At 53.3% G+C, this 26,145-nt stretch carries 25 protein-coding genes; 10 read left to right on the top strand and 15 right to left on the bottom strand.

The annotated features are described in order from the left end of the window. Nucleotides 1–17 precede the first annotated feature (17 nt). The 4 genes from RQI55_RS19580 to RQI55_RS19565 are packed head-to-tail and all read right to left on the bottom strand — an operon-like array spanning nt 18 to nt 2,059. Entirely contained in the window at nt 18–1,145 is a 1,128-nt protein-coding gene (locus tag RQI55_RS19580; protein ID WP_311273299.1) for a tyrosine-type recombinase/integrase, read from the bottom strand. Next, nucleotides 1,142–1,390, bottom strand: coding sequence for a prevent-host-death family protein (locus RQI55_RS19575; RefSeq protein ID WP_311273298.1), 249 nt, complete (start codon nt 1,388–1,390; stop codon nt 1,142–1,144). The genes RQI55_RS19580 and RQI55_RS19575 overlap by 4 nt, the downstream gene beginning before the upstream one ends. A gap of 7 nt (nt 1,391–1,397) precedes the next feature. Next, a complete protein-coding gene (locus RQI55_RS19570; RefSeq protein WP_311273297.1) occupies nt 1,398–1,775 on the bottom strand; it encodes a type II toxin-antitoxin system VapC family toxin in 378 nt (125 codons plus the stop codon). Then, nucleotides 1,772–2,059 carry a type II toxin-antitoxin system prevent-host-death family antitoxin gene (locus RQI55_RS19565; RefSeq protein WP_311273296.1) on the bottom strand — a complete coding sequence of 96 codons (288 nt, stop codon included), beginning with the start codon at nt 2,057–2,059 and terminating at the stop codon, nt 1,772–1,774. Before RQI55_RS19565 ends, RQI55_RS19570 begins: the two co-directional genes overlap by 4 nt. A gap of 178 nt (nt 2,060–2,237) precedes the next feature. On the opposite strand from RQI55_RS19565, the gene RQI55_RS19560 reads away from it, so the two are divergent. The 5 genes from RQI55_RS19560 to RQI55_RS19540 all read left to right on the top strand — a co-directional run bounded on the left by RQI55_RS19560 (nt 2,238) and on the right by RQI55_RS19540 (nt 7,521). After that, nucleotides 2,238–3,398, top strand: a complete 1,161-nt coding sequence (locus RQI55_RS19560; RefSeq protein ID WP_311273459.1) for an RHE_PE00001 family protein — start codon at nt 2,238–2,240, stop codon at nt 3,396–3,398. A gap of 160 nt (nt 3,399–3,558) precedes the next feature. After that, nucleotides 3,559–4,743 carry an ABC-three component system protein gene (locus RQI55_RS19555; protein WP_311273458.1) on the top strand — a complete coding sequence of 395 codons (1,185 nt, stop codon included), beginning with the start codon at nt 3,559–3,561 and terminating at the stop codon, nt 4,741–4,743. Further along, on the top strand, nt 4,740–5,246 hold the full coding sequence (locus RQI55_RS19550) for an ABC-three component system middle component 5 (protein ID WP_311273295.1): 507 nt from the start codon (nt 4,740–4,742) through the stop codon (nt 5,244–5,246). The genes RQI55_RS19555 and RQI55_RS19550 overlap by 4 nt, the downstream gene beginning before the upstream one ends. A 3-nt stretch (nt 5,247–5,249) precedes the next feature. After that, nucleotides 5,250–7,145, top strand: coding sequence for an AAA family ATPase (locus RQI55_RS19545; RefSeq protein WP_311273294.1), 1,896 nt, complete (start codon nt 5,250–5,252; stop codon nt 7,143–7,145). A 22-nt stretch (nt 7,146–7,167) separates the two neighbouring features. Next, nucleotides 7,168–7,521 carry a hypothetical protein gene (locus RQI55_RS19540; RefSeq protein ID WP_311273293.1) on the top strand — a complete coding sequence of 118 codons (354 nt, stop codon included), beginning with the start codon at nt 7,168–7,170 and terminating at the stop codon, nt 7,519–7,521. Here the strand turns inward: RQI55_RS19540 and RQI55_RS19535 are convergent. The 10 genes from RQI55_RS19535 to RQI55_RS19490 form a co-directional block, all read right to left on the bottom strand. Then, complete coding sequence (locus RQI55_RS19535) at nt 7,504–8,331, bottom strand: DUF3226 domain-containing protein (protein ID WP_311273292.1); 828 nt, start codon at nt 8,329–8,331, stop codon at nt 7,504–7,506. The two genes, RQI55_RS19540 and RQI55_RS19535, sit on opposite strands and share 18 nt — an antisense overlap. Before the next feature lies 1 nt (nt 8,332). Continuing rightward, nucleotides 8,333–9,517: an AAA family ATPase gene (locus RQI55_RS19530; protein WP_311273291.1), complete on the bottom strand. Its 1,185-nt coding sequence runs from the start codon at nt 9,515–9,517 to the stop codon at nt 8,333–8,335. Between the two features lie 287 nt (nt 9,518–9,804). Next, a complete protein-coding gene (locus RQI55_RS19525; protein ID WP_311273290.1) occupies nt 9,805–12,708 on the bottom strand; it encodes a hypothetical protein in 2,904 nt (967 codons plus the stop codon). Nucleotides 12,709–12,782: 74 nt separating this feature from the next. Further along, nucleotides 12,783–13,439, bottom strand: a complete 657-nt coding sequence (locus RQI55_RS19520; RefSeq protein ID WP_311273289.1) for an SH3 domain-containing protein — start codon at nt 13,437–13,439, stop codon at nt 12,783–12,785. 6 nt (nt 13,440–13,445) lie between these two features. Then, nucleotides 13,446–14,327, bottom strand: a complete 882-nt coding sequence (locus tag RQI55_RS19515; RefSeq protein WP_311273288.1) for a hypothetical protein — start codon at nt 14,325–14,327, stop codon at nt 13,446–13,448. 5 nt (nt 14,328–14,332) lie between these two features. Then, on the bottom strand, nt 14,333–14,941 hold the full coding sequence (gene hxsA / locus RQI55_RS19510) for a His-Xaa-Ser repeat protein HxsA (protein ID WP_311273287.1): 609 nt from the start codon (nt 14,939–14,941) through the stop codon (nt 14,333–14,335). Beyond that, nucleotides 14,938–16,026: a His-Xaa-Ser system radical SAM maturase HxsC gene (gene hxsC, locus RQI55_RS19505; protein ID WP_311273286.1), complete on the bottom strand. Its 1,089-nt coding sequence runs from the start codon at nt 16,024–16,026 to the stop codon at nt 14,938–14,940. Before hxsC ends, hxsA begins: the two co-directional genes overlap by 4 nt. Further along, a complete protein-coding gene (gene hxsB / locus RQI55_RS19500) occupies nt 16,023–17,432 on the bottom strand; it encodes a His-Xaa-Ser system radical SAM maturase HxsB (protein ID WP_311273285.1) in 1,410 nt (469 codons plus the stop codon). The genes hxsC and hxsB overlap by 4 nt, the downstream gene beginning before the upstream one ends. Next, nucleotides 17,413–17,688, bottom strand: a complete 276-nt coding sequence (locus tag RQI55_RS19495; protein ID WP_311273284.1) for a hypothetical protein — start codon at nt 17,686–17,688, stop codon at nt 17,413–17,415. Before RQI55_RS19495 ends, hxsB begins: the two co-directional genes overlap by 20 nt. A gap of 78 nt (nt 17,689–17,766) precedes the next feature. Further along, nucleotides 17,767–18,903, bottom strand: a complete 1,137-nt coding sequence (locus tag RQI55_RS19490; protein WP_311276923.1) for a hypothetical protein — start codon at nt 18,901–18,903, stop codon at nt 17,767–17,769. Between the two features lie 264 nt (nt 18,904–19,167). On the opposite strand from RQI55_RS19490, the gene RQI55_RS19485 reads away from it, so the two are divergent. From RQI55_RS19485 to RQI55_RS19465, 4 genes are all read left to right on the top strand, one after another. After that, nucleotides 19,168–19,797 carry a hypothetical protein gene (locus RQI55_RS19485; protein WP_311273283.1) on the top strand — a complete coding sequence of 210 codons (630 nt, stop codon included), beginning with the start codon at nt 19,168–19,170 and terminating at the stop codon, nt 19,795–19,797. Nucleotides 19,798–19,930: 133 nt separating this feature from the next. Then, the gene (locus RQI55_RS19480; RefSeq protein WP_311273282.1) at nt 19,931–21,148 is read left to right on the top strand and encodes a DUF2235 domain-containing protein; all 1,218 of its coding nucleotides are present in this window, start codon (nt 19,931–19,933) and stop codon (nt 21,146–21,148) included. Nucleotides 21,149–21,376: 228 nt separating this feature from the next. After that, on the top strand, nt 21,377–22,024 hold the full coding sequence (locus RQI55_RS19475; RefSeq protein WP_311273281.1) for a hypothetical protein: 648 nt from the start codon (nt 21,377–21,379) through the stop codon (nt 22,022–22,024). A 1,015-nt stretch (nt 22,025–23,039) separates the two neighbouring features. Next, entirely contained in the window at nt 23,040–24,275 is a 1,236-nt protein-coding gene (locus tag RQI55_RS19465; protein WP_311273280.1) for a TolC family outer membrane protein, read from the top strand. A gap of 55 nt (nt 24,276–24,330) precedes the next feature. Here the strand turns inward: RQI55_RS19465 and RQI55_RS19460 are convergent, their stop codons facing one another. Next, on the bottom strand, nt 24,331–24,744 hold the full coding sequence (locus RQI55_RS19460) for a hypothetical protein (RefSeq protein ID WP_311273279.1): 414 nt from the start codon (nt 24,742–24,744) through the stop codon (nt 24,331–24,333). Nucleotides 24,745–24,830: 86 nt separating this feature from the next. Between RQI55_RS19460 and RQI55_RS19455 the strand changes: the two genes are divergently transcribed. Then, nucleotides 24,831–26,145, top strand: a 1,315-nt coding sequence (locus tag RQI55_RS19455) for a BapA/Bap/LapF family prefix-like domain-containing protein (RefSeq protein WP_311276922.1), incomplete at its 3' end; no start/stop codon positions are given.

Below are 26,145 nucleotides of genomic sequence, written 5' to 3'. Positions count from 1 at the left end.
AGTTCCGAGCCTTTCCGTCACAGCATTCTTGCCGCTCGACCGCTGCGCCGTGTGGCATTGTTGTAGTAGCTGGATGCTTGCTGAACGGAGCGATGGCGTGATTGCTCCATAGCTTCGGGCAGCGGAATGCCCCGGTTCGCGGCCTCCGTCAGATATCCGGATCGCAACCCGTGGGCAGAAAACTCCCCCGGCTCCAGCCCGGCCATAACCACACGCTGTTTCAGGATCGCGTTGATGGCGCCCGGTTCCAGCGCATGTTTCGACAGATTTCCCCAGCGATCGATCTTGCGGAAAATGCTTCCGCTATCGATGCGCGCGGCCGTCATCCATGCATTCAATGCATCAACCGGCCGACCCGTTAGATAAACAACGTCGTCGTTTTCACTTCCAGACGTTTTTGTCCGGCCGAGATGAATCGAAAGCGAGGGGAGGGGAGGGGCGGTGTCGACCGCAATCGGGGCCTCGACGGTCAATTGGTCTTTGCGCAGTCCAGCGATTTCGCTGCGCCGACGACCACCGGAGGCAAACGCCACCATCAAAATTGCCCGGTCACGGACGTCACGCAGGCTATCTGTGCTACATGTCGCAAGGAGCTTTGCGAGGACGTCACCGGTCACGGCCTTGGCGCTTTTGCGTTTTCGTGGACGCGGCGTGGCGCGGACCGCCAGCCGGATCGCCTGCTTGAGGGCAGGTGAGGTAAACGCTCCCTGCTGGCCGCGCCATTTCGTCAGCGTCGACCACGAAGCAAGCCTGCGCCTTACCGTGTCGGGCGCGTGGGGACCGATGGATTTGAGAAACCCCTGGTCCCGCAAGAGCCGGTCAACGTTCTGCGGCATTCCGTGACCCAGATCACTGATACGCTTTTCGGGATCCCACAGATGATGGGCAACGAATTTGAGCAGGAGAGCTTCAGGTGCCGGCCAGGGGAGGGAGGCTCCGGTTGCTGCAATGGACCAGGCCTGCAGATAGGCAAGGTCTGATGTCAGTGCCCGCAGCGTGTTGGCACCCATCCCCTCGTTGACCAGATGTCGAAGCGTTTCGATATCCTGATCGGTCAAAAGCTCCGCAAGTTCATCCCGACGCTCGAGCGGCAAGACCGCTGCAATCGTGTCGAGCTCATGCAAGCGGCGATCAAGACCACTCATATCGGCAATCCATGCTCATCATAAAAGTCGTCGTGGTTGGATGTGGCCCCGACTGGAACGTTCTTGCGACCTTCAGCGGCAAGTGCCAGGAACCTGTCCATCGCCTTTTCTTTTTCATCGATCGGAGCCAAGGAGGCAGTCGGCGTCCCGTCTCTACAGATCACGATCTCATCACCAAGAAGCGCTAGCTCAATCAGATCCTCAAGCCGTTCAGCCGCCTCTGCAATCTCGACAAACACTTCCATCCGTGCCTCACCAGATCCGTTCGTGCAGCACTGTGTCGAACACGACATCGGTTGAGATCAGGACGCAATGTTCCAGTCTCGTCTGTGCTGCAAGAATGCGATCCCAAGGATCACGATGGTCCCAGTCAAAGCTTGCTGCCAGCTCGGCGTGCAAATCGGTTATGGCAAGGGTTTGCAGGCCACTGGCTGTCACGGCTGCCCGCAACTCCTGTGGCTTCAGGTCAAGCTTGTTCAGCCGCATCTTGTTATCCAGCTCATAGAACGAAACGGCACTGACCAGAACGACATTCGTCTTGTCCTCGATCAGTGCGCGTGCCCGCACAGAAAGCCTTTCGCTACCTATTGCCCACCAGTAGATCGCATGACTATCGAGCAGAACCTTCATTGCCCGGTTTCGCCAGACTTGTTCTGCCAGACACCGGTCTCGTCGCTCCACTCGCCCGCGTCGATCGCGGCCTGCTCGGCGTCAACAGTATCGAACAGGTCGTCGGGAAGACCACGACGACGCAAAAGCCCAAAAGGACGCTTGTTGCCATCAATGGCGGGTCCAATGCGGGCATAGACCTCGTTGCCGCGCATAATGACAATTTCCTCGCCCTGATTGGCACGATCGAGGACTTCCGCAAAATTCTTGCGAGCCTCACTGATTTTGTAGCTGGTCTGGGGCATGGCGACCTCCGAGTTCATGATGGGAGCGACTATATCATGGGATATCAAAGCGTACAATCAGAACGTACGCATAAGAATCGATAAGGGGTACTTATCGATGGTTATAGACCCGGCCCAAAAGCATACCATGTGACGGACCTCAATTATCAACTGGCGTCCGTTTAACAAATCATTTACCATAATTTCAATGGTTTACGATCTCGCCAAATTGCCCATCTCAACGTTACTGCGACCGATATCGGACGCGGCCTCCGCACTGACCCGCCTTGACGAGCGCATTGCCCGCTCAGCGGTCGGTGAGGGCTTTGTGGAACGCGCCCACTTCACCGACGCTTGCGCCTCGCTGTGGATCGACGGCGAATTGGTGCATCTCGAAGACCTCGTGCTGCACGACGCTACCAAAGATATCCGCACCCCGACCCACGAACTCACCATCGCCCGCGACGTGTTGCGCACTCGCCGTCGCATCGTTGCGCAGCCGCCAGAATGGGCACTGTCATCCAACGGCCTCCGTAGCCTGCGGGGGCACGACCTTGTCGCCGGCGCGTCTGCGGCATCTTTGGATGATGAGGCCTCCGCCGCGGCTGACGACGACGCGCTGCCCGACATTGCGAACGGAGCAGCGGAGGGGGGCAGTGAAGGTGATGCCAGCGTGCTTGGGGGAGAGTTCGCCGCCATCGACGCGTTGCTCGCCCGCTCGGACGCCGCCATCGAGCAGGCAAAGCGTCCCGGCCAGTCAGGGGCCGGCCGCGTCGGTGAAAGAAATCCGATGATCTATGATTTCGACTGGGACGAGGATGCGCGGCTTGACGAATGGCACGGCGTGCTGCGGCAGGCCGAAAATTTGCCGACGGTGGTGCAGGCGATCATCGCTCTCGATGCCTGGAATGAATTGGAGGTGCTGCAGCACGCCCCCTGGCTTGGCCGGTTGCTGGCCGCCTCGATCCTGCGCCAGGCCGGTATTACCACAGGTGCGCATCTGGCCGCCATCAATCTCGGCCTGAAAACCATCCCCGTCGATCGCCGTCGCCATCGCGACCGGGAAACGCGGCTGCTGGCGATCGCCCACGGTTTGTTAGCGGTAGCAGAACTCGGCCTGAAGGAGCACGACCGGCTGGCGCTCTCGAAAACAATGATGGAACGCAAGCTGGTCGGACGGCGCACGTCATCAAAACTGCCGGAGCTGATTGAGATGGTGATGGCGAAGCCATTGGTGTCGGCCGGGATGATCGCCAAGGAACTGAGTGTCACGCCGCGGGCGGCGCTCAGGATCGTCGAGGAATTGGGCTTGCGCGAGATGACGGGCAGAGGGAGGTTTCGGGCGTGGGGAGTGATTTAGCTGCCGAGTTCGCGTAGCTACAGAACGGGATTACTGTAGCAATAGTCAAACTTGTTAAGAAGTTACACACCTCTTCTAGTGTACTTGCATTCGGAGGCAGAACATTTACGGTTGTACGAGATGATTTGCATTCGACTTCCAGGGCAAAAATTTGTCAGCTGTGCCAGTATTCGCTAAAATTGCTGCCAACGGCGGTTGCGCCGATGTGGTGTTTGTTCACGGTCTCACCGGAGATCCCAAGGAGACTTGGTCGTCCAAAGGCGCTAGCGAACCCGAGGGTGAGTATTGGCCACACTGGCTCTCGGCAGATCTCCCACACCTGAACTATTACACGCTCGGGTACCCAGCCAGCATATTTGCGCAGTGGGCGAAGAAGGAAATGAACCTTTTTGACCGAGCAAAGAACGCGCTCGAGACTCTGACTGTATACGGGTTTGGAAGCAGGCCGATCGTATTCATTTGCCACAGCCTAGGTGGTCTCCTGGTCAAACAAATTTTGCGTACGGCAAATGACTCTTCGGATGATGATTGGAAGAAAGTTGCGAAGAATTGTGCGGGAATTTTCTTCCTTGCTACGCCACATAGCGGCTCGTCGCTTGCTGACTTGCTGAAAATGTTTTCGGGATGCTTCGCGTCACCGCACGTCAACAAACTGCAGAAAGACTCTTCCGACCTCGATGAACTCAATGCCAGCTTTCGGTCCTTGTGCACGAGCCAGGCAATCCAGATCACGGTCTACCATGAGATGCATAAGACGGCGAAGATTGCACTCGTGGTCGACCCGAAGAGTGCGGATCCGGGTGTAAATGCTGTAATGCCAGTCGCTATCGACGCAGACCATCTGAGCATTTGTAAGCCCGTCGACAGGTTCGACATTGTTTACGCGAGTATCAGGCACCGTTTGCAGAAAATAGCTCCATTGCCTGTCAGCACCTCAGAAACGGCGGCGTTGTTTGCTGATGATGGCTTGGATGAAGTCAGCGATTATGACCGCAGAGACCTGCTGACGAAGATGATCACAGCAGGTCGGGAAGGTGAATATCCTTTCGCAAATGACTCGCAAAATCGGTTCGCGCGGAATTTTGTGCAGTCTGGCCTCAAGACAGCGACAAACCAGCACCATCTAAGCCTCCTGTCTGACATTGAGCAACGGTTCAATGCTCTTATCTATCATCCACTGATTTGTACCGACGCTGATCTTGCGACGATTTCGGTAGCAGTGCAAACGCACGTGATTGACCCTCTCGCAGAAAAGTATTCTGAGCAAAAGGCTACCGCGAAAACGGTGATGAATGCCCTTTATTTCCTGACAGAGCGGTGTCATGTTCGATGGGACAAGCCATGAAGTACCGCCTCTGGTATGCGCAGCTCGATATGTACGATACCATAAGACGGTACGTCGCTATTTTGAGCAGGTGGAAGGCTGACTCGATGACGCGCGACCGGCTGTTCGTTTCTGACTTCTACCTCGTCAATCCAAGTCTTTTACATAAGACGCAGATGTCTGCTGACGTTCGCCGTGCATTCAACAGTTTGCATGTTTCGAAGCCAGAAGACTGCTTTTTAGATTATCCGTCACCTGCGCTTCTCTACAATAAGATGGCTGGGATCCAAGTCCAAGCACTGCACAATCTTATTGGAAAAGGTCTTTTGGATATCGCTGCCATCGACAGCGGCCAATGTATTTTGAGCTCCGCCGGCGTAACGTTTGCAGATGAAATCGGGGATCAACTTGTTTTGGCAGGCGAAGAGGCTGTGCTGAATTTTCTAACCAAAGATTTTGCATCAATTGGCCATGGCAAAGGCGGACTTCGCTCAGTAACAGGCCTCAGAAGGACAGGAACGTAAATCGTGGTGGCCTTTTTCGCCTTGAAGCGCTTGCAGATCACACAAGGTGCTCATGTCGCTTACGATCAGACATTCCACCGCGGTGTGAACATCATTCGGGGCGAGAATAGTTCTGGAAAGTCGACAGTTTCCGACTTCATTTTTTACGGATTGGGCGGGGAGTTTGATCGTTGGAAAGACGCCGCTCGCTACTGCACAGCAGTCCGAATTGAGGTCGAGTGTGAACAGGCGATTTTAACAGTTCATCGCTCCGTTGGTACAAAGCTCGAACCAACCTTTATCTTCTATGGCGGGCTCGAAGAGTCCCTGGGTAAAGGGGTAGATCATTGGCAGAAGGTTCCAATTCGGAGGCCCGCTGGTGGCAAAGACCTGTCCTTCACCCAGGTTTTGTTTCGTGCGTCTGGTATTCCGGAGGCACCCAATGCAGCCAATTCAAACATTACCATGCATCAGATTTTGCGGTTGCTCTATGCGGACCAGCAAACTCCGCCTGGAAAGCTCTTCAGATTTGAGAGCTTCGACACTCGTGATATTCGCGAAGCGGTTGGCCAGCTAATAATTGGAGTGAATGGTTATGATCTTTATGAGGGACAGATTGCGCTCCGCGAACTGAAGGCGGAGTACGCTGAAAAGGATAAGCTCTATAGCGCAGCACTTCTCGCCCTTCCATCCGCAGAGGGACTGGCGTCGATTTCCGCTTTGGACATTAGGTTGCGATACCTTGCGACCAGTCGAGATAAAATACTTACTGAGGTCAGAAACGTAGATTCGCTTGTCGCAGAAGAGCAGTCGCAACAGTTTGTGTCAGAGCGCCGAGCCATGCTCACTCGCGTGAGAAAGCTAGCGCTTGACGTAAAAGAAAACGAGCAACGGATTAGCGATCTTACCGATGAACAGGGCGAGATACAGCAGTTCATTGACCATTTAGAGACCCAGTTGGCCGCGTTGAATGCGGCGAGCACACTGGCCGACAAATTGGGGAGCATCGAGTTTCAGTTCTGCCCAGCTTGTTTGAAGCCTCTTTCTGACGTCGATGGTCAGCATTGTGTTGTTTGCCACGAAGTCGTTGACGATGACAAAGCCAGGTCGAAGTATTTTGAAATCAAAATAGACAACGAACTGCAAATTAGAGAGTCGCGGCAACTTCTGAAAACAAAAGCCGCTGACCTCGAAGCGCTGCAGAGCGATGGTCGAGGATTAAGGAGATCCTATGCCGCGGCGATCTCTGAGTTTTCTAGCCGGTACGACGTCAGTAACTCCCCACGCGAAAGCTTTTTGGCGGAAAGGAATAAGCAGCTTGGTCGTCTCGAGTCGGAAGCGGCGTATCTGGAAGAACTGCGATCTTCAATCGAGAAGCTTGATGAGTTGTCGAAAGCAAGAGCGAAACTGAATGATGACATCGAAATTCTTCAAGCTCGCTTGAGACGCCTGGAGGCTGCATCAAATGCTCGCACAGTTAAGGCGATGGAGTCGGTAAGTTCGATTGGGCGGCGTTTACTGACGAGCGACCTTCAACGGGAGGATACGTTCGAAAATCCATCCACATTTTCGGTCAACTTCGGCGACGATGCTATGCTCGTTGACGGGAAAATGAATTTCGCGGAGAGCAGCAATGTCGTTCTGAAAAATACGGCGATACTTTCGTTGCTTCAGGCCGCTACCTATGACGCAGCTTTCTGGCACCCCAAATTTCTGCTGATGGATAACATCGAAGATAAGGGAATGGAGCAGGAACGCAGCCACAACTATCAAAAGCTAATCGTGACCGAGTCCAACAAGGCAAAATTTCCCCATCAGATCATTTTCACGACTTCAATGATTTCTCCTGAGCTCGAAGACGGTGGGCTTACAGTCGGGCCGAAATATACTCGGCAAAATAAAACACTAACTATAGTTTGATTTAAGATCGGGAGTCTCAAATATGGGTGTAGCGAACCCGGTAACATTGCGGAACGGTTTGATTTTCGATAAGGCAGGTGATGCTGAAAACTTCTACCAGGCGATACTCAACACTGGGGATTTACGTGTTGCTCTAATTGGAGGCGAGCAGGAGGCTGTCGACGCGCTTTTTCGTGATTACTGCGCAGCCGAAGAATGGACCATGCCTGGGGAGCCGGTCGAGTTTTATCGAGACCTAAATCGCGCGTATGAGCGGACTACAAAAAGTTTCTTCGTACGTTACAATCACGGTGAGGTGGACTTCAGCTACATTAAGGCAGTCCGAGCGATCGCTAACTGGAAAAGACAGGCTTGCGCATCAGTTTTTGGTTGCTAGGGGTGAGAGATTTTCCAAGATCACGTCAACAAACTCAATTGTTCGAGCTGCAAAAGGCTGATTGAGAGCCTCACCATGCAACCAAGTCGATTGAGCGAGTGAAGCGGCTAAACTAGTCGCTGGCTTCAATATATTTGCAACGATGCTAGTCTTCGCTTTGAGCATCCCCATCCCCGAACGGAGCAATTTGAGGTCTTTACGACCTCGCTCGGCAGAGGCGTTAATGTTGTCAATAAACTCTATTGATGCCTGGGCAATATCTGCGTGATGTACTTTCGCACACTCTAGCAAAACGGTTTCCAATGAGCCGTTTCTCAGATTGTCAGGGAACATGTATATCCCTGACTTGGGCGCGCCCTCCTCTATGGTACCGGGAGATTGAGGAAGTGTGATCGGGTATCCAGGCGCCTTCTCCTCAATAGCGGCTGTATTCATTGCTGATAGAGCATTTTTCAGTTCTGAGAAGCGATTGTCAGGGGTGTTGCTATCGATATCTACGAACAATGCGACCAAGTTCAAATTACTGATGCCAATGGCGTCAATTGTATTTCTAAGCGTAGAAACTAAACGACTGTCACTTCCTGCAGTTACAATTCCGACAACCACTTCATCCCTAATATATACTTCGGGGAACCTGATCACACGATCTAATGAGTTTCCATCGACTGGATAACGCCGTGGAAACATGATGGTCCATGCTTCGGGAACGGCGTCCAAGCTGTTCACAGCCTTGAAGCCACGAGTTTTTAAAATTTGCCCCAAGAAGCTAGCGTCATGGCCGCCTTCAACAATTATAGCTGCGTTCGACATCTCAGGACCTGATATCTAATCCACGTTGGCGTACTAGCCGATGTAGCATTCCACCCGTATATCGTTTGACGTTTTCCTTTTCTGACGGGGCGATATTATACCCACTCAGATCCGAATATTCCGCCGGTGACTTAGCTTTTATAATTGCATCGATAGCTTCTAGGCTGTGGGTGGTTGCGAAAACCTGCACATTGTAGGATTCAACTGCATTGCTCAACCAACAGTAAACACGATCAAGCGCACTGACGTGTAGGGCTGCTTCTATTTCATCAATAAGTAGAATACCGTTTTTTGCAGACTGGAGAGCAAGAGCTATGGATAGCGCTCGTCTGACTCCATCACCCAGAACTGCGAGAGGGAAGAGACCGCCCTTTTTTGTCCGAACGGCAATCTTGGGTGTTCGGCCATCCTCACTCGTAATTATCTCAACCCCCTGCAGCCGCTCATCCAAATCGCGCAGGAGGTCATCGATATCATTTCGTGTACCTAAATGGGTGGCTTCTGTAAGTCTGCGAAGATTTTGTGGAGTGCTCCTATGCCCGTAAGGGGCTAGAAATTGAAGGTTTACTTTACGTCGTGCCCGGGTCATTTCCGACCTGAGACCAAGCTGAGACCAAAGCTGAAAATCCATCGAATGCTCAACTGGCAATAACATATCCTGGGTCAGAGTGGCATTAACTCCAATTAGTAGTCCGACATCCTCAACAGGCTCTCCATCAAGACCTACGCGATTGTTGCCTACGTCGCGGCGGATCATCTCGTAAGGTAATATGCCGCGTGTTTGCTTGCACGTGGCTGTAACTACGTCAGTCGCATCGCCGCGGCTGCTTTCAAGATGAATAGGCAACGTATTGCTGTCATCCCACATCAGAGCGTTGTCCGAGGGGAACATCCATCGTAAAGAATCAAGGGTTGAAAGAGCGTCGGCGAACGGAGTTATTGATCGTCCTTCGCGAGTCCTTGCGATATTGTACCATTCCACGATATCAAAAGCGTTAAAGTGTACAGCGATCGCTTCAAGTATAGAAGTTTTTCCTGCGTTATTGCTTCCGACCAACAGGTTAATGCGGCTCAGATTTTCGAGGCGAATATCGGTTAACCCTCTAAACGAACCGATGTCGAACCTATCGATATACAGAGCGGCGTTTCTCTGCCGACGGGGGGGACGGCTTAGATCGATTACCATATGTCCTCCATCATCGTTGATCTCAAGCTGGCAGGTCTGTGACCAGCGGTCTACAAGGCAGCTAAGGGTTGGTCAATCTTCAAGTGCTGGTCTTGCTCTCGGCCATAAGCTCACTGAAAAATTCAGGAGGGCATATTCTAGTCCGGAAGAGGTTAAAGATTTGAAGAAAAAAGGAGACGCCTTGAGCGGCGAACGTGTCGCCGGTTCGAATTGGTTCAAGAGCGTAAAAGGGTCTGACTTGATATTTTCGTTTAGTTTCGCAGGTGGGCATGGTTTCCACGAGCACCCTAGGGCGTCGCGAAATCACGATTTGCTGCTCTCCAGCGACTTTCAAAACTGTGCCCAGACTTCCATGTATTGATTTTGGCGACCTCGTCCGCACAAAGCGCGTGCAATGGATCCCGCTCCATTTCGAACTCATCATCTAGTACGACACCGAACAAGACGCACTCCGTTCGATATTCTCCACGTTCCCGGCTCTTAAATTTCAATGCAACTCGGGTCACTAATGCATCCAGTTTTCGATCTTTCCAGTTCACGCTTCCAAAATCGTCAATGGACGTGTCGACGTCCCCGAGTTCCCAGCCATCTCTCTTTTGCGCATTGAGCCAGTCAGTAAATTCCCGGTAGGCCGGCGAATTCGTCTGTGTTGCAGCTAACCCGCCATCTGGTGTAAGCGACGCCTTGAGGAAACTTGTAAACTTCGTCAGTCGCGCATTTGCCGCTGGGCCGTTGACTTTTTGGAGCTCAGCTTCCACGACGCCTTGGCGTGATTGCTCCTCTTTTTTACGAATATCAGACAATCGTTCCGCTTCTTGAGCCGCAAGTCTTTCAGCTTCCTGTTGCTTTACTGTCTCGAGTTTGCTGGCTGCTAGTCTGGCGGCAGATTGTGCGACCTTATCGTTCTCAATCCAAATTGGCAGGAAATTACCAGCCTTTTCATCACGCTTCATTGCCTGCGTCAGCTGTTGTAGGGCGCTGGAGGCTCCATATACCGCACGGCATTCGTCGCGCAATATCATAGGGTAAAGTTGTTCCAAAGTTTTGTCACTTATCACCCTCAGAGGCTTCGTAATCTCGACGAGCGCAGTTACCTCTTTCAGCATGTCTTCATGAACATCAACTGGTTCGGCGACTACGACACATAGGTCGCCTTTCTCAGAAGCAATTTCAAAAGCACCAAATCCACTTCGAGATCCGGCCTCGACGCCAGACGTCACTGCGGCAACAAGAGAAATTTCCTTCTCTTCTCTCTCGGCTAGCTTTTTATAATCAATCGCATCGAACACGCGAAGTTTCTTGGCCTCAAGTGCATCCAGAAATGCGACGGCGAAACTTGGTTGCGCCTCAAGAAACGCCTTTCGTTTCGCAATAATTACGTCCACCCGTTTTGGGCTCCTGCTATTGCACATGGTTGTCTTGACAACTGTCGCACCCATTGGCGCTAAAATGTCTCGCAGTCCCCTTCTGAGCGAGGGTGTTTCGTCAATGCCGATCAGGCATACCGTTGCAATGTCCTTCGAGAATGAAAGACCACCGTTCAACGTCCTAACGAGTGATGGTGCATCAGCAGACGCGTTGAAAAACGAAACTACGTCACCGCCTGCGCCACTCAAGAGAACCGCGTTCGCCGGCGTGACTGCAAAAGGCGCGTCCGAGTTCTTCTGACTGACTTCGACACCTCCCGCACCAGCGGCCTGGTATCCACCAAGTTCGGTCGCTAGACCGTTGTTAGAAATCAGTATCCCAAGGGACTGTCTTGCGTTTTCGAGGACATCAAGATCATCCGAGATGACAGCATCCGCAGAAGTTTTTAATTCCTGAACGACTTGCGGGAGTTTCGGGGAGGAAATATTTCCTGCTACCCATTTCGTCAGCGATGCACGGGTGGCCTCTAGCTCCTTCTGATGAGCCAGAATCTGCTTCTGGCGTTCATCGGCGCGCTCCTTGTCTCTAGCAACGACGAAATCACGATAGCCCAACAAAGGCACCAGAAGGGCTTCGAGCTCAGACGATGCCTGTTCGAGGTTGACCGCGGTACCCGTTGGCAATGTCACGCCTAGGATCGAGGCTTTGTCGGCAACTTGAATGAGGTTTGATATTTGTGGATTAAGCCGGATGAAAACTTGGGCATCATCAAGCAGGATACCAGCCTTCAAGCGCGCAGCCTTCAAGTCTGCTGCGACCGCTTTCTCGTAGGATGTCTTATCGGCGAAGCCCCGTTCCTGTGCAGTACGGAAACTGTCTTTGTCGGTAAATCCTGATGATTGGAAGGCCACGTATTCGGTGCGTGTGTCAAACTTAAATCGCGAAGCTGCTCGATACTCGTCTGCGGTCTGGAACCCACGGGCTCTCGCCCTCGCATACTCCTCAGCCGTTTCAAATCCAGATTGTGAAGCCGCCTCGAAATCAAGGTTCGTCTGGAATCCGCGCTGCTTGGCAACAAGCATAACCTGTGGAGAAGTGAATCCTCCCTTTACCGCCTGTGCATATGTCTCGCCGTCTTCGAAACCCATGCTTTGGGCCACCTGACGTTCTGTGGGCGAACGAAATCCATCCTGCGCATTTTGCTCAATCATATTGAGCGCGTAATCATCCAGGAATTCTCCGTGAGGTTCTCCGAATGTTGCAGTGTAAGCAGCAAACGCCTTGACCGTCCCAGGTCCGATGAGGCCATCGGTCGAACCGGAATAGAGCTTCAATCGCGTCAGGGCGATTTGAAGACGCCTCACGGATGAAATCAATGTGGTTTGCGTCATCAAGTCGGTAGATGTGCCCGCTCTATAAGTGTGCGTTACGATCGATCCAAAACCTTCACCAGTGCTTAAAAATGCGTCCTGCGGAACAAGTCTAAGGTCTTTCAGGGTCTGCAGATTGGGCTTGGCTTTGTCCTTGAACAAAGTCCCAGTCACGATAGCAAATGACCCGTTTCGAGACTGGGTTATCAAGGCTGGCCCCAGCGTTGCCGCAAAGGATTGCGCGATCGCACTGGCTTGGTCTAATGTCGGCCGGCTGGATACGACCAGCCAGATCATGTTTGGGTTGGGCGTGGACAAGGCTGCCTGCTGCACCATCGTTATGCCGACTGTCGCCTTGGCGATGGCTCTGGCGTCTGGTGCAGCACTTGCGGCGCCCCCGATCAAACCATGCAGAATAGAAACGCAGCAACTTATTAATTTGACTCTACGCACGAAAACATCCCCAATCCCCTACTGGAGCTCACATTAGTCGAAGATTATGTTAGCGCAACTAGATGTTGTTCGCGCTACTCGCTCCTTAAGAATTTTGCATTCACCCATCCATCTTGACCTGTCTCTTTGACTAGAACCTGGACCCAACCGTCTTGTTCATCGACCATTGTAACCACCATTCCTGTGGGCAGCACCCCGATCAACGGTGAGTTTGGATCAGGCCGTTTCCGCATATTCAAGTTGGTCGTGGTTCGCGATACCTTTGTGCTCGTTTGCGCATCTGACGGAGCGTCCGCTATCCCAGGGGTCGCTTTCACTTCTTTCGTGGTCAAGGATGGGAGAGGCGAAGCTGCATTGCCAGTTTCAACGGCGGAAGCGGCAGAGCCACCCATTTTCTGCGCCAACGCAGCCTCGACTGCAATATCAAATGCCTGTTTGATATCCTTATCAATGCTTCGAAATTGCCTGGCAGACGGGTCTTCTTCTGCCGCCTTCATCCCTGTTGGAAGCGATCGGGGCTGATCGGTCGTCGTAGATGGCGTTTCAACGCGTGCAGACGTCTGCGGGCCTGGGGTCTGGTTTTGACCCGATGAAGCATTACCACCTGTATGAGATGAGCCTGGTGAGATTTTACCAGAAGCAACCTCTGGCCTGGAGGATATGTTCGCTAAGACCGTCGCGCCAACCGTCATAGCGACGATGATCCAGAAATTTCGATAAGGTGCAGACATTGGCGATTATCCCCTGTCTACTTCGATTTGCTTCATCTGGACCAGTGCATCGTACAGGGTCTGGGGAGGTTCGTTTCGAAGGCGTTCTGCAGATTCACAAACGCTTTTCAACTGATCAGGAGCATTTGCGAGTTTTTGTTCAAGCCCCACGCGTTCCATGGTGATCGCGCTCTTGACCTGTTGAACCAGATGAGGCTCGGTTGGAGCTGTCGGGTTGAAAGCAAATTTTTGGCCCACGGAGCTCGCCCACGCTTCCACTTCCCCAACGAGAGAAGGTCCAAATCCTGGAAGCTTCGGGACACGCCGATTTTTCACATCAAGGGCATTGGCAAAACCATAAGATGCGAGAGTTGCTTTGCGACTTTGACCGACCCCTGGTATCTTAGCACGCTCGATCAATTGCGATTTCATGTAGCTTGCGAACTGTCGCTCGCGCTTGGTCTTTTCGAGCTCGCCAAGCAACTCACGCTCTTTCGCTGGCAGGCCTGAACATGTTTCGGCAAGCGACAAAAAGAGTTTTCGCTTCTCTTCAAATGTCGTCGGGCCCGCTTGGGCAAGCCAAGTCTGTCGTTGCTCGTCCCATTTGGCCTTGGCATCCCGGTATGCGACCGCGAATTTTGCCTTCAGGCTTAGCGAGAGGGCGGTCATTACGAGTGCCCCGACGCAAAGCGCTGTCCCCCAGAAGCCGTGGACGACCAGTGCGAGGTAGACCCCGACCGTCATTGCGGCGGCTCCTGCAAAAACCGTTAACTTTCTCTCAGATCTGGCAGCACGCCCCACCTCGGATAACTGGAGGGTTGGAAGCGGCGGTAACGCGGTTTCCAGTTCTGGAGGTGAGGGCGGTGCAGGGATCGCTTTTATCGTTTCAACTATGTGGCTGATATCCATGACGGTCAGTTCGCAGCGATCCCGAAGGCGTCGAGCACATCGGGCGTAATGGTTCCAGTCACTTTAAGATTGTAATCAGTCTGCATCGCGATCAGCGCTGTTTTACATCCTGGGCCGACCTGACCGTCGATCAGACCCGAATAGTAGCCGTACGCGGTCAGTGCTGTCTGAACCCGCATGACAATCATTTTGAACTTGTCTGTGTTGCCGGCAAGAGGCTTCAGCGGCGCAGGGATTGGCGTGACTGGCGCACTATAAAGCGGTGCAGGCGTTGCTGGTACCGGGGGTGCTACAGGCGCGCTGGGCGCAGACGGATAGATCGAGCGGGCGGGTGGGTTGTAAGAAGGGGACGGCGACGAGTATGTCGATGATCCACCATAGCTGTATCCACCGCCGCTACTTGATCTGTGACTGGAGTGCGAGCGGTGACTGGAATGAGATCGATGTGACCTGTGCCCCGCAAGCGTGAAGACATGCTTCAGTTTCAGCCGTTCGAGAACTGTTGGAACAGAGTTCTTCTTCTCGACAAATTCACCAATTGGCATCGCTGTCGTTTTGGACGGCAAAAAACCGGCCGCTAAAAGCGACGGGATCAAGAATATCCGCGATTTCATAACGGCCCCAATGCAGCAAACCCCTGCCGATGATCATACCACTGAAAGAACCCACCACAAGTTCCGCGAGCACTACAACCATCGCAAAAATCAAGATACTTCCGTTTCCAGTCGGAAATAGTTGAAGGTGCATGCCCACGGTAACCATGAGGAACCGAGCAGGCTGGGAAGTTATAGAGCCAAGCCTGTATCCCTCTTGCCGCAGCAATATCGATCGCTCTGGCAAGGGGATCGAAATCAGTCGAAGTGTCTTTGAATGACGTCGTCCAGTTCATCCTACCGTATCCGATCCGTTCAAGCTGCATCACGGCCCAGAAGGATACGGCACTCAATCTCGTCGAAACGAAATCGGCAAGAGCTGGAAGGTCGTCCCAATTCTGCTGCAGAACAACTGTGCGAAGTTCTACTGAAACACCTGCGCGAAGCAGAGTAGCGAGCCCACGTTCAAGAGATCTGAACGCTCCCTCTTTCCCAACTATTCGATCATGGACGTCGGCTGTGGCTGAATAGATCGGGACACCCCATAGAACACGATCCCATCCGAGGTCGGAAAGCGTTTCGATATCTCCGCCATCGAGATGCTGAGCGTTGGTCAGAACGTGGAAGCGAATATCCGGCCGGGCCTTCGTGACGTGCGAAAGCATTTCAAACAGTCGATGCTTATGTAAAAGAGGCTCGCCACCGGAAATGCCGATCGTAGCGCCTATCGGGGCCAGCAGAGCCGCGAGCGCAAAATGTTCAAACATGTCATGGTGATGCTTCTTGGGCGGCTGCGAACACATGACGCACAGCTGGTCACATTGCTCAGTGACGAGAAACGTGTTGTGTTCCGACTGAGCTCGTATCAGACGATGAGCGCTGGCTTGTCCTGGCAGGAGGAGAAGCACGTCTCCATCCATGCATTCATCGACGCCTGCGTAAACACCCAAAGAGAACCCATTGAAATCGTACTCCCGTCGCTCGCCAGTGAACTCAACTAAAAAAGCATCGTGCTGACCGTCCGCGTTGGATGGACCATCGTTGAGCCTGACGACCAGGGGAACGTCGATTGGTAAGGGATCGACTTTGAGGCGCAACTCAATCATCGGTGAGACTTCGCAAGCGAGCGATCGAAGCGAGCAGATCCCGACCATATGGCAAGGGACTTTTGAACCATCGGATCGTCTGAATAGATCAGGGAAAAAATCTTATCGAACAGGTAGGTATGGCGTTGGCAAAAATCCGTGAGATGTTTCGGGAGATCGATCCGTCCGTATCGTGACAGGTCGTCCACCAGGTCAACACCACAGAAGGCCTGATAGGGACAATGGACGCAATCCGGGTGGAAGTTGTTGATCGCCTCGCCATTTAGAATCTCAATCTTATCCCGGTTCATGCCGTTGAAGACGTCGCCCATTGACAGGTCCAACTGTCCCACGCGTGTCACCATGCGTGCTTCATCAGTGGGATAAAATTTCCCGTCATAATCTATGACGACGTAGCTTTGACCGATGATGTTCGGGTTGCGAAGATCTGCGTGATGGTTATGGCCTGATCGCAGAACCCGTCTGAGACAGTGCGTGAAATAATACTCTTCAACGGGTTGGTCAGTATCCCAGTTGAATGCAATCAACTCGTCGATGAACTCCGAGTGGTATTGATTCCACACCGCTGCGTTGCTGCGAGCGTCGAACTTTTTGCGGGCAAAGCCCTGGTAGTTCACAGGGCGCAGATAAATTGAGTAGAACCCGTAGTGAACGAAAGACGCGATTAATGCGCTCGGTGGCGGCGCGTTGCGTGGGTCAATGGTGGGGAGAGCTGAAACTTTGTCGGCGCCCAGCCTTTCGATTGCGATGTCGAGATTATTGAAAAACGCTGTCGTTTTCTCGTCACTCACAGTTCTCTGTGCTTGATGGATTGCTCTCGTCGCATCGAGTGACGTGCTGGTGAACACGTCCGGCTCTTTCAAGACTGCCCAAGCTTCATCTGAAACCTCTTGAAGGTTTGTACAGATGACAAACTCACAGCGATTGAATCTGCCTCGGCAGAATTCCATCACATCCTTGATGACGTCGAGGCGCAGGAGCGGCTCGCCTCCCTGAAACTCGATCTTGATGGTGGTGGTCGACAGGCCGTCAAGGAAGCTGACGACACCAGCCAACGTTTCAGCATTCCAGTCGAAACCTCGTGTACCCTCGTTGACGCGGGAGACCTGACAATAACCACAGGCCAGGTTGCATCTCAGCGTCGGCACCAGAATGACGTAGTCGATCTCAGCCGGAAGGTAGAGACGGCTGGCGAAACGCTGCTCAAAGCCAAGATAGGTGAGGTCGCCCACCCCGCTGAACGCACTACCGTTCGTATGCAAGAAGTCGAGATCTGACGCCAGCAGCTCGTCGCGGGCATAGCGGTGCAGAAATGCTTCACCTGCTTTGAAATAGCCACCGGCGTCATCTGCGAAAAGGACATCCCCGTCGCTGGCTACGCGGAACTTAAGAGGTGCGACCAGCAACGCCTGTCACTCCCTCAATTAGCATCTTGCGCATTGGCAACGTCTGTTCGAAAATCTTCTGACGATAGAGACAGAACTGAAACTCCTGCTTCACGCGTGGATCACCAGCATTCGTCCCAGTGAAGCGAACGATGTTTCCATCGACGTTAAGCTCGAGCTCCGGATACAGATACTGAAACCGCACCGATGCGTCCGGGAGCCATTCCATGAGCAACTGGTCGATGATCAATTGCGAACTGCTGGGTAGATTTTCCATTTCAAAACCATTTACTAGACGCCAATCAGACAGGTTAAAGTAGGCTATCAAACGTTGTGAGTTGCAATAGAGAAAAGACTACCGCAGGTTATATGAGAGGGACGTCGAGCATCCCTGACTGTCGTCAATTTCGTGTTTGAGAAGCTCGATCCACTCTCCGTCGTTGAAGCTGAAAAACTGGATTGCGCACTTTCCCGAGGCAGCATCTGACCATTGCGCTGTCATAAGGCGGCTGGAAAGTTCGTATTTGAGGGCGAGATCGAGGTTGTTTCGTCCGCCTACAGGCAACTTGAAAACCTCACCGGTGCGGACATTTCCGACATAGGCGTTTGAACAGCGAGTGCCGCAATCAATTTGGACGACGGCATATTCACCGGCGAAAGCAGGGCCTTCCGCCATCCGCATTGCAATCCGGTCTTGGTAAGCGCGCACTGTCGAATTCTGACCGGTCAAATCGGGGAGATTTCTCGGTCCGGAATAGACACGGGCCACAGGCAATTGCGTGGATTTTATCCTCGACAGCACCATTTGTTTTTTGGGTTTGTCGGTGGAGCTGCTCATCGGTGTCCATGCGATAGGGCTATATCCAACATCCGCAATCGGTGCCGTCCCGCGAAGGCTCTTGAAATAAATCGTGTCGGATATCGCCATCGAATGAAGCGTGGCGGCCGTCGCCATATGAGCATATGCATCCGCGCCATGTCGGCGTTTCAGGTCAAGAAGCTCCGCTCGCCCGATCTTTGTCACGAAAGTCGCTATCGTATTCGAACCTGAAATCTCATAAAAGTTCGAGATTGTGACGCCACCATCCGGAGTGCTCAGGACAGATGAGCCGCCTGCAGGCAACAGACCAAGATTGCCGAAGCGCTTCTTGATATCTGCGAGAGTTGTTTGGCCGAACCTGAAGTCGGAAAAGTAGGCAAGCTGGCGCAAGCCTTTTCCATCCCATTTGGCCTCCAAGCGAACCAATTTCCCGGTCGACTGCTCGGAGGTCGCTGAGACTTCGACCCCATTTGCAACCTTGAATTTCCCGTCGACAAAATCGCCAAAACTGTTCTGCCAGGCAACGCCATCCAGCTTGCCACGGTCCTCTCCGATCGAGTGCCCAGCGACGACTTGAGCTGCCGCCTCAGAAGGAGGATGCAAGACGACCACGCCGAGGGCAACGGATAAGCCAGCCCATCGGAGATAAGATCGCAGCGTTGGTGAAAACATTCGTACCGGCCCCCGCCCGTATTCCATTAGTACGATCTTACATTATCAGGTTTGCCGAAGTTCGAAATCACTAATTGAACACAGTTGATGGGTTTTCGCGACAAGCGCGATTTTTAGTGCGCAATCCGAAACGGCCGCCGTGTCTGGCTGAACGATACCCCACCTACTTGGTGCAGGGTCATAAAAGTCTATTCTAATCTATTCTCACTCGACTCTAGATTGTCGCCGTGCTTATTTCGTTTCGGGGATCTTTTCGGGGGCATCATGAACACCAAATTCTCTGCAGCGCTATTGTCTTGCGCTATGCTGACGGCTTGCCAATACAAGGCGGAGCCGCTCACAGTCGCAACCTACAATGTCTATTCGTCTTATGAAGGCAAGCTTCCCGGCAAGTACTTGCTCTTCGTTGATGGGTCGAAGCTGGATAAGCCAATCAAGCCATCGGACATGAACTGCGCAGCGCACACATTCCCGCTCAATCTCTCATCCAGCTTTTCTGGCTCGGTAAGGCAGACCTTTGCAAACCTGGTGACCGAGTTGGAGCCTGTTCAAGCGCCTGTCGGCCGCGATGAGCTCAAGGCGCGTGGTGCCCGTGGCATGATTATCGTTAAGGGCGAAGACGTGAACGCTCGACTGCGCGTTGTGCCAGGCTTCTGGGTTGCCGGCATGGAAACGGAAGTTGAGGTCGCGGCATCCATTACTGTTGACGGGCAATCGGGGCGCCTGCTCGGCACTACAGTCTCCGGTGACGGCAACGCGCAAGGCGATGCCGGCTTTGCTTGTGAAGGTGGTGCAAAATCGCTCACTCAATCTGCTGAGCAAGCGATGAAGGAAACGTTAGGCCGCTTGGGCGAGGCACTGACCAATTCAGATCGCGTTCGCAACGGCAAATAAAAGGTTAGTCGAAAGTGTGGAAACGCACTCAAACTGCTTACAAAAAAGTGTTCGAAGGTGCTCTGGCCGCACAGCTTTTGTAATAAATAACTGGGCGTACACCAACAAGAGACGGGTCCGCGTTTGACCAGTAGTGAAGCAAGCGACCCCCGAATTTGACGTGCGTATTTTTGGAAAGGTGGAGGTAGTGGAAATATCGGGTCTGCCCTTAGCATCGAGTAAGAAGCTTGCCTTATTCCTCGACGGAACGTGGAATGCAGTTGGCACGAACACAAATGTGTGGCGTCTCCGCTCCCTTTGCGCAGACAAGGACACCGAAGGCCGTCAGCAGCTTCGATATTATGACACGGGAGTTAACGGCGTCATTGGCGGCGGCTGGGGTAAAGGCCTAACCGAGAAAGTGCAGGAGGCCTACAATTGGCTTGTCGATAATTACGAGGACGGCGACCAAATCTTTATCTTCGGGTTCAGTCGCGGCGCCCACACGGCACGGAGCCTTGCCGGATTTATTTCTATCTGCGGGCTTTTAAAACCAGGCGGAGCGCTGGGGGTAAATCAGCTGTATGATCGGTACCGTAACGACGATGACCGCACTATCTACAAACTTCCTACCTTTGACGCCCAGACCATGACGCTCGAAGAGCGCTGGATGCTGAAGTATTCGCGACCGGTAGCGATTGAAATGGTCGGAGTCTGGGATACGGTTGGTGCGCTCGGCGTCCCAGCTTTCAGTCTCGCCGGCATCAGCTCTTCAACGCTCAAGTTTCATCATACCGGTCTTCGGAAACCAGTCAGGCACGGGTTTCATGCACTCGCAATTGATGAGCACCGAGCTAAATTTGCGCCAACACCCTGGACAATCAGAACAAAGACGGGCGCTCCAGAAGCATCTCCAATGAGGGCTGTAGAGAGCGTCGAACAACGCTGGTTCGTAGGCGCTCATGCGAACGTGGGTGGGGGTTGCTTTAATGACACGCTGGCGCAGATACCGCTCCGGTGGATGATGGAAAAAGCGGCAAATCTCGGTCTAGCTTTTCGCAATGAGCTTGAAATGGATGGCGATGAACATCTCGGCGCGATCTCAGACTCTTACAAAGAGTTCCTCAGGGGGACATATTCTTGGGTGAAAAAGCGAGACTACCGACCTATCGCACCAGAACCGTTCGGTGATTCGACTGGAACTCACACGAGGGTTAACGAGACAATCGATGGTTCCGTTTTTGCAAGATGGCGAGACGATAGCAAATACCGCCCACCAAATCTCGCAGATTGGGGAAAGCGAAAAGGGGTCAATCCTGCGGACATTCATAGTTCCATAAGGGCGAAATCGCCGGGTATCGCTGCGCAGTAATCGAAATAATTTGCGTTTTTGAATTCTCAACGATGAAAGAAGCGATTGCCTAGTTTCGATCATTGAAATGGTCGGAGCGTGAACACAGCGCTCCGATTTCCCTAAGTTGTGCAAGGACAACGAACGCTGAAGCACAACTGCTCTACTGTATGGTAGTGCACGGCTCGCCTTCCACGTTGACGAAGTGAAAAGTCATGTTTTGTCAAGCATAATCGGAGCCAACGTTTTTTGGATCAGTCGCCACCGTCGACATTCGACATTGAGTACCATCTTCAAGAAATCGAGAAAATAACTGCTGTGCTGTCACGAATGCCCAGTGACCATCTCGGACCACAGGGTACAACAATTCCAGATATCGAATGGTATGCGCTTGGCGCAATCAAGAAGACAGCTTCGCTCAGCCATGCGTTTTGTACTCTCGTGAGAGCGAAAAACACATTATCAGCTGCCGCCCTCGTCAGGTTGCAACTTGATACGGCCATGCGCATGTTCGGCCTTACTCTGGTCGAAGATGTAGAAGCTGCCGGCATTTGGTTGATGGATGACAATATTTATCGAAAGCTCAAGGCGCGCACGGGGGAACCTTTGAGCGATGCATTTCTCCATCGAAAATTGAATGAAAAGTACCCCGGCCTGTCAGAAGCATATGAGGCAGCTTCTGCTTACGTACATTTGTCGGGGCGGCACATAAAAACTGGACTTTGGTCTCGAGAAGGAACCAAAACCTTATTCTTCAACCTTCACGGCACGGATGATACGCGGCCTGATGAATGGTTTGCCGATATCATTGACGCTTTTGATCAAGCTACTAGGCTGACAGCTGACCTTACTTCTCAATTTCTGAACAAACGCTCCCGCGACCGGAGAAGGATCTGAAGTATCAGGATGCCTTAGATAAAATATTTCGGTGCTCGATCAGTCTTGCAAAACTCAGTCGACATCATCTGATGATTGTTGAGGTCAGTGCTACGTTATCTGCACAGCCAGCCGCTGGTCAGTTTCGAAAAGGAACAGATACGGCTTTCGATCGCGGTTCGACGGTGATGAATTTCTGCAAATGTCAGCTTTTCTCGCGGTATTGTATTGCGTCAAAAAGCCATGAGGCGTTCCCTTACGGCCAATCGAAGATCAAGTATCTGATCGGACTATAAAATTATGGGTAAATATGGCCACTGAGACTAGGGTGGCGAGGGTTCGATTCCACTCAAGGCGGAGACGACAGGCATTGTCCAAACAGACGCGGACACTCGCCGCATCAGTTTCGATTCATGCCGCCCGAGCTGATCATCGTCGCAATCTCCGCTCTTAAGGCGCAGCTAAGCGTTAGGTGATGCGGGCTGTCGAGCACCAATCCCATAATGGGCTTAACAATCGAGCGGAAAATTTCCCATCTGCCACTGCGTAAACTTAAACGGAGAAGTACGATGCAGGGCTTCCAATCACCGGGAAGTCTGCAGCGCTTAATCCCAATCTTCTCCGCGCTTCGAAGTCTAACCGTTCCTCGCATCACCCACTCTGCGGCCAAGGCGCGGGGATATACATGGTTAACAGTCACCCCCACATGGTTAACTCATCGTTAACCATGTGCCTCTAGTCCTAGCGTTTGACCGGTTTCATATCGGTAAACCAACGGCCACGGTTTCGTTCCTCGTACTGGCAGATTAGTTATTCTTCTAGTCAGAAGGTGGAATGTTCAATGCGAGTTCGTCGGCTTCGAGCGTTTGTATGCATCATTGCTGCGGGCTTTGTGACAACCAGTTGCGCGAGCCGGCCCAGCGACAGCAACCGACAGACGGGTGCCAATGTATCAGACAACGGCGCGCGGACGGGTGGTAGCGATCTCCCTGGGGTGACACGCGCACCACTTGGCGTTGTCCGGCCGGCGAAGTCCATGAGCACATACCATAAGGGGCCTCTGTCACTCGAAACTGCGGTCAGGAAGGCCGTTGATTGGCATCCCGCCGTCACAGAGAGTGTTGGGCGGCTTCGTCAGCAGACCGAGTCCGTTAACGAGGCTCGTGCCGGCTATCTTCCGAATTTCAGCTGGGGACTGGATTCATCCTACAACACCAACAGCTCCAATCGTTATAGCCCGGATTTGAACTTCAGCGTCTCGCAGATGCTTTACGATTTTGGTAAAGTCGACAACCGCGTTAAGATTGCCACAGCAGGGATCGCTGGTCGGAAATCGCAGGTTTTGATGGCGGTGGACAACCTTGCGCGCGAAGCGGCAAATTCGGTGATTGAAATTCAGCGCAACCGCTCCCTGCGGGGCGTCGCCCGTGACCAGATCAAGGATGTGAAATCTATTCTCGAACTAGTGAAGTCGCGTACGGACAAGGGCGCGAGCACACGTTCCGATCTGCTGCAGGCCGAGGCGCGTGTTCAGGCCGCGGAGGCCACGCTGTTTGAAATCGAAGGACAACTATCGCGCTGGGAAGCAGTTCTTGCAAACCTAAGCGGTATCGCCGGAGGGGTCGAGGTATCGGACACTGTACCATCATGGCTGTCGAAGGCCTGCAATTCAACGACAAATCTGGACTGGTCACGTGTGCCGGCAGTCATGCAGGCGGCGGCAGATCGCGAAGCTGCGGCCGCGCAGATTGGCCTGGCCAAGGCTGAAGGGCTGCCGACGCTGTCTCTCGACGCAGGCATTGGCGTCGATGTTACCGAGCTCAGCTCGCTCGACCCAGACTACACTGTCGGATTGAAGGTTACAGGAAGCCTCTACAATGGTGGCGCCACGAGCGCCCGGCGAAATATGGCCATGCAGGCGCTTGGGGCATCCCAGGCTGCCGAGGCGCGGGCGCGGGTCGACATTTTGCGCGACCTCACCGAGGCAGGCAGTCAACTTGCAAGCAAGGAAAATCTTCGCCGCTCGCTCTCGACCCGGCAATCGACGATGCGGCAAACGCGTGATCTCTATCGAACACAATATGTTGAACTGGGCACACGAACCCTGCTCGACCTCCTCAACGCCGATCAGGAGCTTCATGCCGCGAGGTTCGATATCAGCAATATCCAGTACGACCTCCACAGGCTGAATATCGACTGCGCTTTCAACGGAGGACGGATGCGAGAAGCTTTCTCGCTGGAAGGTCAAACCGTACAGGGTATCTCCCTGTAGAGCCAGCAACGTCACAAATTCGTCAAGCCCGCATATATTTGATTTTTATCAACTTTTAGAATGAGCCGTTTTCTCTTCTGCTTTCTTCCTGCGCAGCATCTCCCGATAAACGAATGATCTGGGGGCAGGTCTCAAACGCAGCAAAATTCGGAAGCGCACAATTGTGATTCGAGAAAAAATATTTGTTCACATCAAAATTTCGGAACCCGTTCGCTGTGATCTGTTTGGCGGAAATGGCGTGGCGAAACAGAGCCGGCGCGCACAATAGTTTCGAATATTGGGTCGCCTCCACGTCCCACGCGTCATTACAAAAGTGATTGCTAATGCTCCCCTCGGTTGTTTTTTTCTTGCAGAGTTCATTTTTTGTGCAAATATGAGAGTAGGAGAGGGCACCGGAGAACATTCCGAGGCTAATAGACAGGATCGTTGATGTGGGAGCATCGCGCTTCTCGGCGGTCGTTGTTCGCATAAATCCAGTTTCGTCGATGTGCCTGATGTCTCAGGCGGCAGTGATTTCCTGTCGCCAATTGTACCGCGTTGCAGGAGGACGGTTGCATGGTTGCTGTTATAACCGACAAGGTCGCTGGTAGTTCTCGGACCGTGTCACTCGATAACGTGGAGGCGGGCAAGCCCAGTATCGTGCAGATCCGGGCCGATCGAAATGATGTCTCAGACTTCGTGCGTGACGGTGATGATCTCCTCCTTCGAATGCGCTCCGGCGAGACCATTCGCATCGGGCATTTTTACCGCGAGGTCGATGGCGAACATAGCGAGCTGGTGCTTGAGGACGAAGATGGCAATCTGTGGTTAGGCGAGCATAGCGACGGCTTGGTTGACTTCCGTTTTTCAGAAATTGAAGGCGTCGACCAGCTCGTCGGTGCGTCCACAAGTGATGGCTCTATTCTCGGCCTTGCAGCCCTCGGCCTGTTGGCTGGAGGTGGAGCGCTTGCTCTCGGTGGATCTTCCGGCGACGACAGCGACGCGGATGCTGACGCTGACGCCGATGCGGATGCGGATGCAGATGCTGACGCGGATGCGGATGCTGACGCCGATGCAGACGCTGACGCTGATGCCGATGCGGATGCTGATGCCGATGCGGATGCAGACGCCGATGCCGATGCCGATGCGGATGCTGATGCTGATGCTGACGCAGACGCTGATGCGGATGCAGATGCCGATGCCGACGCTGACGCGGATGCAGACGCCGATGCCGATGCTGATGCTGATGCGGATGCCGATGCTGACGCAGACGCCGATGCCGATGCCGATGCGGATGCAGACGCAGACGCCGATGCCGATGCCGATGCGGATGCAGACGCTGATGCAGATGCTGACGCCGATGCGGATGCTGACGCCGATGCAGATGCAGACGCCGACGCTGATGCCGATGCGGATGCTGATGCGGATGCGGATGCGGATGCTGACGCAGACGCCGATGCTGACGCAGATGCTGATGCTGACGCAGACGCTGATGCGGATGCAGATGCCGACGCTGACGCGGATGCTGACGCCGATGCAGATGCAGACGCCGACGCTGATGCCGACGCTGATGCCGATGCGGATGCTGACGCCGATGCGGATGCTGACGCAGACGCCGATGCTGACGCAGACGCTGATGCGGATGCAGATGCCGATGCGGATGCAGATGCCGACGCTGACGCTGACGCTGACGCGGATGCAGACGCCGATGCCGATGCTGATGCGGACGCTGACGCTGATGCCGATGCCGACGCCGATGCGGATGCGGATGCGGACGCAGACGCCGATGCGGATGCGGATGCTGACGCAGACGCCGATGCGGATGCTGACGCCGACGCCGACGCTGACGCGGATGCTGACGCCGATGCAGATGCAGACGCCGACGCTGATG

Origin of the sequence: Rhizobium sp. WCS2018Hpa-16, from assembly GCF_031843705.1 — a bacterium.
Taxonomy (GTDB): domain Bacteria; phylum Pseudomonadota; class Alphaproteobacteria; order Rhizobiales; family Rhizobiaceae; genus Agrobacterium; species Agrobacterium tumefaciens_C.
Note: the sequence above shows the minus strand (reverse complement) of the source record. Positions and strands in the feature narration are given on the sequence as shown.